This is a genomic window from Mesobacillus subterraneus, from assembly GCF_000934845.1.
In the GTDB taxonomy this organism is placed as follows: domain Bacteria; phylum Bacillota; class Bacilli; order Bacillales; family Cytobacillaceae; genus Mesobacillus; species Mesobacillus stamsii.
The window spans coordinates 1-608 of the sequence record NZ_JXIQ01000007.1 but is presented as its reverse complement, the minus strand read 5'-3'; the positions used below and the strand labels follow the sequence as shown (position 1 = coordinate 608).

1 protein-coding gene is annotated in these 608 nt (G+C 37.5%); it reads left to right on the top strand.

The features are described 5' to 3' along the window. Positions 1–303: 303 nt before the first annotated feature. Positions 304–608: helix-turn-helix domain-containing protein (locus UB32_RS00790; RefSeq protein ID WP_241768396.1), on the top strand; the 305-nt coding region annotated here is incomplete at its 3' end.

Genomic DNA, 608 nt, shown 5'->3' with positions numbered 1-608 from the left:
AATTTAAGAGTGTCATAAACACTTTATTCATCATCATCCGTTAGATAATACATAGACCTGTGTGAATGCTAAACTAAAATAGACCATTATTGCTAGATAAAAATGAACACTTTTTTACCAGTTATTTATGGGGATTGGCATTGAAATGGGTGCCGCCCCGGGGGAGGGGCGGCACCCATTTCAATGCTCGCATCACTCCTCCCTATTAGTTAAAAAAAATCCCTTTATTGCTGTATAATATGATAGATTTGTAGACTTGATCAGCAATGGGGGAACGTAAAGGTGGAAAAGTGGAACATGTATATGGAAATTTATCAATTAAAACAACAAGGATTTAAAATTAGGAGAATTGCTAGAAAGCTAGGTATTTCAAGAACAACTGTTTATAAATATCTTGAAAAATCTCCAGAGGAAATGAGTGGATGGATGGCGTCAACCAAAACAAGAGTTAAAAAGCTGGATCCTTATGAAATGCTTATTCAAACGTGGTTAAGTGAGAATCCTGATATGTCAGCTGCACAAGTCCATGACTGGCTGATGGAAAGATATAAGGATCTAGAGGTGGGAGAAAGTACGGTACGCATTTATCCTGCATTCCCGAAGCTACT